This is a genomic window from Roseivivax sp. CAU 1753 (genome assembly GCF_054482575.1).
Window position 1 is genome coordinate 1 of record NZ_JBTLRF010000022.1, and the last position, 8,901, is coordinate 8,901.

Genomic DNA, 8,901 nt, shown 5'->3' on the forward strand with positions numbered 1-8,901 from the left:
TCGAGGCCGACGGTGGTAACTTGCATGGGGTGGCTCCTCTCAATCGCAGATTCTGACACCTGCACTATGGCGCATTACGACGCCGGGGAGCGGGAGCCATCCACCCCATCTGCTTTTTGACCTCGGCGACGGAGTCTCACTGATTTCCGGTGCTATTGGGATACCTCGTTCCGAGACGATTATTGTGCTCGATGAAAATTAAAGACATTGACTTCCGGCCTCCCCTGCTCGGCTTCGCGTGTCGCAGGGGAGAACGGCCCTTCGGTCCGTCGCGCATTCGGCCATGCGGCCTCACCGCGGCGTCGCACCCGGCATCCCGGTTTGCCCGCCTCGCGAGCACGTCCCTCTCCGGCCGCTCCGTCGGATTGCGCTCTGGTCTGTTTTGCGGGGCAAAACGATCCCGCCGCTTCATCCGTCTTCCGCGTCCGGTCGGGCCGTTTGCCTGCTCGTGTCGGGCAAACCTACCGTCTAAACACACACACATGAGCGTGGAAGCATATCCTCCGGATGGCCCCCAAATCAGCCCGCGTCAAGGATCGCAAAACTTTTCGGCGAGGGCGGCGCCAGTGGTGCGGGGCGGTCCCGTGCGTGAGGGTGCGCGTGTGTCGGGTGTTGCGCACGGAAAACTTTTGCGCCCGGCAAGCCGGCGGCTGCGCCGTCCCTGACCCGGGCGGATTCGGAAACCAGGCATTCGGCCATGCCACCACACTCACGTGGTGGCTCCTCAACCGAATACTGGAGACCAGACATGGCTTACGACACCGCGAACACCTACGAGACCATCGAGCTTTTCGGACTGACCGAGAAGGACGCACAGCTGCCGATCCCCGAGGATCACATCCTGACCGACCACATCATCCGCGAGAGCTTCGAGGCATTGCTCGGGCCGTTGCGCGGGACCGGGCTTGAAGCAGAAATCGAACCGCTGGCCCATGGGCTCGCCACGATCCTTCAGCGCCGCAAGGTGGCGCTTGGCAAGGAGGTCGACCGCACCGCCGACAAGATCGGCGCGCTGGCAAAATCCCACGACGGATCGGAGATCGCTAAGACCGCGCTCGAAGAGGCGCAGGCGCGCTTTCTGCAATTGCGCGAGATTGTCGGCGCCATCGAGGTGATGAGCGAGGCGGCGGCGGAATGCTACGAGATCGAGACGGGCCACGCCTTCATCCCGGCAGCCGGGTCGCGCGCAAGCGTCCGGGCGCAGGAGACTGGGGCGGTCTTCGAGGCACGGCAGCTCCTGGAGCAGCACGACCGTGAAACCGCCGAGAAATCCAAAGTCGAGGGGGTTCCCCTGATCGTCTCGGGCGCCACCGACTGGACTGATGTCGATGTGATCTTCAACACGCTCGACAAGGTTCGCGAGCGGATCAGGCAGAACCGCAATCAGGAGATCTTCCTCTGCCACAAGGGCGGCAAGCACGGGGCGGAGATGATCGCGGCCCGGTGGGCCCGGGCACGCGGGGTCGCGCAGGCGCGCTTTGATCCTCGCTGGTCTGCGCATGGGCGGGCGGCACCGTTCAAGTGCAACGACGAGATGCTGGACGACAGGTTCGCCGCGACGGGCGTCGTGCTTTTCGGCGGCAACGGGGTCGCGCTGAACCTCGGGCAGAAGGCGGAAGCGAAAGGTCTGACGGTCATGCGGGTTGCGGACCCGGCGAAGAACTCCGCGGAGATGTAAGTTGAGAGGGTCGCCTTCGGGCGGTCCTTTCGTCGTTTCTTATAGGTGTAGCGGTGCCCTCACGTCCTTTTGCCTAGCAATTTTATGTTTTGATAGGTATATGCGTGCCAAGCAAAACTTAAAAATGATTGGCATGGCACCACTCAGCAGCATCGCGATGAGCGCTTATACCGATCTGGTGCGTCTCCTGAAGGACGACGCCTTGTCCGGTGTCGAAGGTAAGCCCACGCTCAAGGAGCGCGGCGACAAGGCCTATTGGTACGCCGCGCGACGCGTCGGCACCGAGATGCAGTTCATCTATATCGGCGAGGACAGCGACGAGACACGTGCGCGCATCGACCGGATCGAAGAGCTGCGCGCGACCGCCAAGGAGCGACAGGCAGAGCGGTCGCGGCTCGTTCGACTTCTGCGGGCCGAAGGCATGACCCCGACCGACCGGGCAACGGGTTCCATCCTGTCGGCCATGGCCGCGGCCGGAACCTTCCGGTTGGGCGGCACCATCGTCGGGACGAACGCGTTCCGGCTCTATGAGGGCGAGCTTGGCATTCGACTTCCCTTGGGCGGGATGGCCAATACCGGCGACATCGACATCGCCCAGTTTGAAAAGCTCAGCCTTGCACTACAGGATCAGGTTGATCCGGGTCTGGCCGAGACCTTCTCGGCGCTCAAGTTTGATCCCTTGCCGGCTCTTGACCAGGGCCGGACCTGGCGATGGGCTCAGGGCGGCAGCGGTCAGTTGGTCGAATTCCTGACACCGGCTTTCGGAGATGAGACCATCCGAGAGCTGCCCGCATTGGGCGTGAACGCCCAAGCGTTGAATTATCTCAACTTCCTGATTGCCGAGCCGATCCATGCGGCGGCGATCTATCGATCTGGCATTCTCGTCCAGGTGCCGCGCCCGGAGCGCTATGCGATCCACAAGCTGATCATTGCCGACCGGCGCCGTGACGGGGCAGGGAGCCTCAAATCCGCGAAGGACCGCGAGCAGGCGGCCTTCTCGATCGAGGCGATGGCCGAGGACCGTCCCGACGATCTGGTCCGCGCCTATGCCTCTGCGCTAGAGGTTGGCCCGCGCTGGCGGGAGCATATCGGGAACTCGCTGACGCGAATGCCGGAGACCAAGAGGATGCTCGAGAGCCTGGGCGCTTAACCGCCGCAACATAATCGCGTTAATCGCTGGTCTGCGGCGGCCAGCACCGTCATCCCCATTCCATCGAGCCGTCGACGCGGGGCCCATCCGCATCGGGTCTGGTGGGAGGCTATGCGCGCGTCATGCGTACCTACAACAGCTCTAGACACGGGCGATGGCGACGACGCGCTTGAGGCTGAAGACCAGCACGATCCTGGGGTGGCGTTTCGGAACATCGCGCCCACGCGGGCGGGATCCGTCAGCACCCCGGCCAGGATCGGCGAGACGCGGACGCGGATGGTGACGGCTGCGTGATGGCAGGGGTCATCCGGATCACTCCTTTTTGCTCATTGATGTGGATCGCACGGGGGCGGCCCAATCGTGCCCTGCGCTTCGCTCCGGCAAGCACAAATACGGCTTCCACGGCGGAGCCGCGGTCCCTCCGCATTTGCACTTGCGACTGGGCCTCTTGCCCTCGTGCTGGGCGATCCCCATCGCAACAAGGAGTAAGCCAAATGACCAACCACTACGTCGCCACCGTCCCCGTCAAGTTCACCGATACCGATGGCCAGGAGCGCACCCGCTTCCAACGCGTGGGTGCCATGTTCCGCAACACCCGGGGCGGGGATGGCTCGGAGTTCTTCAGCCTCAAGCTCGACTTCCCGGTCGCGGTCTCGGAGCTGGTGATGTTCCCGCCGAGCGCAAAGGACCCTCAGGACTGAACCCTCTGACGAGGATGGGCCGCCATCAGGCGGCCCTGTCCCTGTTCCAGTGATGCCGCCATTGGCTGCGGTGATCGCCGCCAGCGACTTCGCCGTGCTTCCGGTCGCTGCGCGATCAAAGGATGATCGCCGACCGGAAGGGTCAGGCCGCGACAGACCGGCCAGTCAGCCTCAAGGGGGCCATCCACAAAAACCTATCGGCCAGGGCCTCCCGGTTTTTGCCGCATAGATTTGGGGACCCAAATCTGGCCTTCCTTGACCCTGCCTGTCCGCCCTGTCGGTTGGGTTTGCGCCCGCCCGCGGTTCCGTCCGAACACATGCGTGTTCGGCCAGACCCTCGGGCGGTGCTGGAGAAGGGGGTCTCCGAAGCCGGAGGCTGCGCTGGTGGTGAGGTGGCGGGCCCGCGCCCGTGCGGGCCGCGGGGGAAGCGGACACCAAGGCTGCCTGAGACTGAATGCGACGTAAGTATACAATTGACAGCTAGGTATATTATCGTAAGGTGGGGCAGCCTTGGTGGAAGGTGGCAGGAAATAGGGGGTCTTTCTTCGCATGTCTTGTTCAAAACGTCTCATCGATGCGGAGCGCATGGAGATCGTTCGCGAAGCTGCGGAAGGCGTTTCCACTTCAGTGCTGGCGGAACGGTTTGGCGTGTCGGTGCGGGCGATCCATTACACGCTCAAAGCCGATGCCGAGCGCCAGACGGATGCCGCGATCCCGGTCTCAGCAGTCAGTGTGAAGGTCACGGCTGCGGAGCTTGCGGAGCTCGACGAGGTGTTGGCGAAGGCGGGGATCGAGAGCCGGGCGGAGGGGCTGCGGCGGCTCATCCAGGCGGCCGGCGGGGTGTTCGTTCCGGATGCGCAGATGGCAGCCGAGATGGTGCGCTACAGGGCCTCTTTGCACGAGGTCGGCAATGGGGTCGCGCAGATCGCCAAGCAGATGGCGCGGGCCAACCGGCAAGGGCAGGGGGTTGGCCTGGAGTTCACCGAATTGCGCCTTGCGCAGATGCGCGGGCTGGCGCGGTTCATTCTGGATTCCGCTGACGAGATCGATCTGCTCCTGCGCCGTCGTCGCGACGCGATGCAGCTGGAGGCTACGGCCGCACTGAGGGAGTTTGCTCATGCGGCTGAATGATGCTGTTTATGCAGTTACAGGCGAGGTGTTCCGGGATGGCTGGAGCCGCATCCGGGGCTCAATGCAGGGGCTGCACGTTGCCAAGCAGAGCCAGCTTGTACGCGCGGCAGCAGGGCATCGGCCAGCGGTCTTCAAGGCGATCCGGGGCGGGGGCACGCACACCAAATCGCAGCTCGCAAACCAGCTCGATTACCTCACAACCAAGTCCACCCATATCGTGGACTCGAGCGGCTTCCTGGATGGCAAGGCAAAGCTCGAAGCAAAGGACATCAAGGACCTCACTGAGCGCTTTGCCAAGCGGTGGGATGCAGGTTTCAAGCCCAAGCTTGGCCAAACCACCCATATGCTCATGTCCTTCCCTATCGGCACGCGCGGGGAGGACGTGCGCGACATCGCGACGGATGTAGCCGAGCGGTTCTTCCAGACCGATGAGGGGCATTTCGACTACATCATCGCCGTGCATGAGGACCGCGATCACCCCCATGCGCATCTGGTGCTGAACCGTCGCTCGCAGGAAGGCGAGTTCTTCTTTCTGGGGCGCAACCACCGCTTCAACTATGACGACTTCCGCCTCGCCATGGTCGAGGAGGCGGAGAAGTACGGCGTGCGCCTGGAGGCCACGCGCCGGGTGGATCGCGGGGTTGTGCATTACCCGGCCCGCACAAGCGAGTTTTACGCGGCGAAAGAAGAGGGTCGCGCGCCCCGCGAGCGCGAACGCGTGGGGGCCGACCTGACGCGGACGCTGGCAGAGATCGCCAATACCAGAACCGTGTACCACTCGCTGGCCGCGGAAGCCTCCCGGGAGGCCCGCGAGGATATCGCGGCGGCGCTCTTCCGCGCGGGCGAGGTGCTGGCGCGCGGCGGGCAGGTGGACCGAACAGGAGATGTGTATATGGCCGAGGATCAGAGTTTCGAGGATCTGAGAAGCCTCTATGCGGAGAAGCTCGCGCGGGTGCAGGGCATGATTGCCGAAAAGCCTGACGCGGAACGCCCCGTGCTGGAAAAACGCCTCATCGAGATCCAGACGCAGGTCCAGCACATGCAGCCGCTCGGATTGCGTTCGAGCACGCTGTCTGAGGTGCCGTCGGAGGGCGGGGTCTATTCAGAGGCGAATATCGACACCAACCAGCTAGAACGTCTTGCCGAGCCCAATCTGAGAGCGCGCATTGATGCAGCACTACGGGGCACCGGGATCAGCACATCGGAAGTGGTGGCCCGGATCGAAACCGGGGCGTCAAATGCAGCGCTCGAGCATCAATGGATCGCCAATGATCTCTCCAAGGTGGCCGAGGCGCGCGATCTGAACCTCGAACGCCGTGCCGATCTGGAACGGGCGCGCGACATCCTGAATGACGTGCATGTCGCGCTTGGCACGCTTCTGGAACGGGAAATCGTGCTGCGCCGGGATGGCGTCGTGCAAGCGGACCTGGTCAGCGAGCGGTTCCACTATCAGGAGGACGCAGTCCGGGAAATGGAAGGGACAATCCGTCAGGAAATGCACGCCGAGGGTCTGACAGCTCAACAAATCGAGGACCGGGAGTGGGAGGTGGTCTCAAAGGCAGAGCGCCGGATCGAGGCGGAGCAGCGCGCGTATCTTGAGGCACATCCGGAGCTGCTCGCACGCCCTGGCGATGTGATCGACCGGTCTGAGCCCTACAGGGAGACCATCACCGATGTGGCCCGCGCCAGCGAGATCACCCGCGAGGTCGACCGGATCATGGAGGCCCGCGACCTCCGCACGCCCGTTGCAGATGCTGTCGCGGATGACTTGCGCGCGCGCTATCCGGACATGCCGTCTCACCTCGCCCGTGGGATTGGCGCGACCTATGCGGTCGTCGTGGAGATACGGGACACGGAGGCCATCAATCAGGTCCGCCGCGAAAACGAGATGCGCGACGGGCTTGGGGTTGGCAGGAACGACGCACTCATCGCAGCCCGCGATGAAACTGCGCCGCAGTCTGACCGTGCCGACCGCCTTGCAGACGAGATTGCGCGTGTTCTGGATCATGAGCGGGCGGGGGAGTTGTCCGCACCCTTCGAGACCGAGGCGGAGCGGGACGCCTTCCGCGGCGAGATCGCGCGGGTGCTTGATGACCGTCAACTTGAGCGGCTCACATCCGGCGATGCCGATGCGCTGGAGAAGGTTCTCGAGGACCGCCTCGACCGGCTCTATGTCGCCAAGGTCTATCTGCAATCCGATGCCGCGACGGCCAACACGGAGGCCTTGCGCCAGTTGGTCGATGATCTTGCCGACACCGAATATAAAAAACACCGCGCGACAGACGTTGATGGCGAAACCGAGCGGGGCCAGGTCCATTGAGCGCCGCCATGGGAAAAGCGCGGATCGCGGCCGGCGTTTTGCTGGTAACGCTGGTGACCGGGGCCATGGGCTATACCATTGCCTCGGCGGTGCTGACCTACCAGGATCTGGGCTTCGGGGCCGAGATCGACTTTGCCTATATCGCACAGAACTATCTGGCGATCCTCGATCGCCGCCCGGAGGATGCCCAACTCATCCACCTGATCGTCGGCAGCTTTGCCGCCGCCGGCATGATGCTGAGCCTTGCTCTCTCAGGGTCCGCTCTGACACGCTTTGGCCAGACACATTGGCAGAGCGCGCGCGAGATGAAGGCCAATGGGTTTTTCGGCGCGCCCGGGACTGGCTTCATCCTCGGCAAACTGGGCTCTCCAAAATTCCGCGCGAAATACATCTGCTCGAAAGTCTTCCCCCATGCGCTGATCGTGGCGCCTACGGGCCGCGGCAAGACCACGGGCTTTGTCATTCCAAACCTGCTGACCTGGCAGGGCTCCGCCGTGACGCTCGATGTAAAGGGCGAGTGTTTCGAGGCCACGGCGCGGCACCGCGCTGCCCAAGGCGACAAGGTCTATCGCTTTGCCCCCACCGACTGGGAGGGCAAGCGCACGCATCGCTACAACCCGCTTCTGCGCATCTTCGAACTGAAAGATCCCGCGCGCCAGCAGATGGAATTACAGCTTCTGGCGACGCTGTTCCTGCAAAGCGACAATGACCGGGTGCAGGGGCTGCTGAAAGGCGGGATCGATCTCTTCGTGGCGGCGGGGCTGTTGGCCTTCCAGCGCAAGCGCCCCACCTTGGGCGAAATCTACCGCATCGCCGCGTCGGGTGGGAACAAGCAGAAAGAATACCTCGCACGCGGCCACGAGGTGGACAACAGGGCCGCCAAGCTGATCTTTACCCGGCTGGCCTCGACCAACAACGATACGCTGACCTCCTATGTCTCGCTTTTGATGACCTCGGGGCTGGACCAGTGGCAGAACCCGGCGATCGACGAGGCGACGGCGGTTTCGGACTTTGATTTCCGGACGATCCGCAAGAAGCCCTTTTCGGTCTATCTCGTCGTCCAGCCGCTGATGGTGAAGCCGCTCGCACCCCTGATCCGGCTCTTCTTCTCCGATCTTCTCTCGGCAATGCAGGAAAAGGACCCCGGCCCCGACGAGCCCTGGCCGGTGATGATCATGCTCGACGAGTTCAACCGTCTCGGCAAGATGCCCATCGTGGTCGAGAGCATCGAGACTCTACGCACCTATCGTGGTCACCTTGCCGTAGTCACACAAACCATCCCCGCCCTCGATGAAATCTACGGCGAGAATACTCGCCGCGCCTTGCAGGGCAACGCGGGCGTAAAGCTCTATCTCACGCCTTCGGATGAAAAAACCGTCGAGGAGTTGAGCAAGGCAGTCGGCAAGACCACGAAGACCGTCATCACGCGCTCCCAGTCAATCGGGAAAAACCCCTTTGAAGGGCGCAGCCAATCCACACGGACCGAAGAAAGCTCGTTGCTCCCCGAAGATGAGGCGCGCCGCCTGCCCCTCGACGAGATCGTCATGGTGATCGATGCGCAAATGCCGGTCCGCGCGAAGCGGATCCAATATTTTGACGATCGGCTGTTCAAGGCGATCCACGCGGCGCAGACGGGCGAGTTGCCCTTTCCGAAGCCGGGGGGAGGCGGGGCGCAGGGCACTCTGCCGCTGAGTGTGCGCGCCATGCCGATGACTCCGCCTTCGAATGGACCAGGTGGGTCTGACGCCGTCGTGGAAAACTCAGCTCAGGCTTCTGGGGGTCAACTGTCACGACAATAGTAAGCGGTGCGCCGCTCCCACACTTACGGCATGACGCCTGATCTGCGATTCAGAGGCTTCTTTGATTTGTGGGGAGTTTCGTGATGGTAGCTACAAGCGAGTTTCTGGCAAGGGTACCGCGC

The 8,901-nt window shown here is 63.2% G+C and carries 6 protein-coding genes; all 6 read left to right on the forward strand.

Annotated features, from left to right (window positions below):
- Positions 1-748 precede the first annotated feature (748 nt).
- The 6 genes from ACXYMN_RS19585 to ACXYMN_RS19610 all read left to right on the forward strand — a co-directional run bounded on the left by ACXYMN_RS19585 (position 749) and on the right by ACXYMN_RS19610 (position 8,779).
- Positions 749-1,678: a DUF2493 domain-containing protein gene (locus ACXYMN_RS19585; RefSeq protein ID WP_459015748.1), complete on the forward strand. Its 930-nt coding sequence runs from the start codon at positions 749-751 to the stop codon at positions 1,676-1,678.
- Between the two features lie 100 nt (positions 1,679-1,778).
- Positions 1,779-2,828 carry a nucleotidyltransferase family protein gene (locus ACXYMN_RS19590; protein ID WP_459015750.1) on the forward strand — a complete coding sequence of 350 codons (1,050 nt, stop codon included), beginning with the start codon at positions 1,779-1,781 and terminating at the stop codon, positions 2,826-2,828.
- A 494-nt stretch (positions 2,829-3,322) separates the two neighbouring features.
- Complete coding sequence (locus ACXYMN_RS19595) at positions 3,323-3,529, forward strand: hypothetical protein (protein WP_133358581.1); 207 nt, start codon at positions 3,323-3,325, stop codon at positions 3,527-3,529.
- 549 nt (positions 3,530-4,078) lie between these two features.
- Complete coding sequence (locus ACXYMN_RS19600) at positions 4,079-4,660, forward strand: transposase (RefSeq protein ID WP_459015752.1); 582 nt, start codon at positions 4,079-4,081, stop codon at positions 4,658-4,660.
- On the forward strand, positions 4,647-6,980 hold the full coding sequence (locus ACXYMN_RS19605) for a relaxase/mobilization nuclease domain-containing protein (RefSeq protein ID WP_459015754.1): 2,334 nt from the start codon (positions 4,647-4,649) through the stop codon (positions 6,978-6,980). The genes ACXYMN_RS19600 and ACXYMN_RS19605 overlap by 14 nt, the downstream gene beginning before the upstream one ends.
- An 8-nt stretch (positions 6,981-6,988) precedes the next feature.
- On the forward strand, positions 6,989-8,779 hold the full coding sequence (locus ACXYMN_RS19610) for a type IV secretory system conjugative DNA transfer family protein (protein WP_459015756.1): 1,791 nt from the start codon (positions 6,989-6,991) through the stop codon (positions 8,777-8,779).
- Positions 8,780-8,901 lie beyond the last annotated feature (122 nt).

What these genes read in the sequence shown, in the direction of transcription:
- ACXYMN_RS19605 (WP_459015754.1), top strand. Translation starts at nt 4,647, where the DNA reads ATGCGGCTGAATGATGCTGTTTATGCAGTTACAGGCGAGGTGTTCCGG.
- ACXYMN_RS19590 (WP_459015750.1), top strand. Translation starts at nt 1,779, where the DNA reads ATGCGTGCCAAGCAAAACTTAAAAATGATTGGCATGGCACCACTCAGC.
- ACXYMN_RS19610 (WP_459015756.1), top strand. Translation starts at nt 6,989, where the DNA reads ATGGGAAAAGCGCGGATCGCGGCCGGCGTTTTGCTGGTAACGCTGGTG.
- ACXYMN_RS19585 (WP_459015748.1), top strand. Translation starts at nt 749, where the DNA reads ATGGCTTACGACACCGCGAACACCTACGAGACCATCGAGCTTTTCGGA.
- ACXYMN_RS19595 (WP_133358581.1), top strand. Translation starts at nt 3,323, where the DNA reads ATGACCAACCACTACGTCGCCACCGTCCCCGTCAAGTTCACCGATACC.
- ACXYMN_RS19600 (WP_459015752.1), top strand. Translation starts at nt 4,079, where the DNA reads ATGTCTTGTTCAAAACGTCTCATCGATGCGGAGCGCATGGAGATCGTT.